The sequence below is a fragment of the Pseudoalteromonas sp. 20-92 genome (assembly GCF_030847595.1).
In the GTDB taxonomy this organism is placed as follows: Bacteria; Pseudomonadota; Gammaproteobacteria; order Enterobacterales; family Alteromonadaceae; genus Pseudoalteromonas; species Pseudoalteromonas fuliginea.
In genome coordinates, this window is the sequence record NZ_JANJGQ010000088.1 from 1 (window position 1) to 329 (window position 329).

1 protein-coding gene is annotated in these 329 nt (G+C 36.5%); it reads right to left on the minus strand.

What is annotated here, in order from left to right; genetic code table 11:
* Window positions 1-8 precede the first annotated feature (8 nt).
* Window positions 9-329, minus strand: a 321-nt coding sequence (locus NRL14_RS20855; RefSeq protein ID WP_306725525.1) for an integrase core domain-containing protein, incomplete at its 5' end; no start/stop codon positions are given.

A 329-nucleotide genomic window follows, 5' to 3' on the forward strand; every position in this document is an offset into this window, starting at 1 on the left:
TGTAGTGGTCAACTAATTTTGGCCACAGTTTTAGAATCTTGATATCTAACCTCAGATTCATTTGGTGCTAAACCGGCATTATAATGATGCGGCCTAACATTGTTGTAATATCCATTTATGTAATCACTTACGCTATATTTAGCGTCTATAAAGTTTCCATATCCAATCTTTGGCATCCATTCCGTCTTAAAGCTTCTAAAAAATCGCTCCATTGGCGCATTATCCCAACAATTTCCACGTCTACTCATACTTTGTGTGATTTTATAGCGCCATAAACGTTGGCGATATTTTAAACTTGTATAATGGCTACCTTGGTCTGAATGGAACAT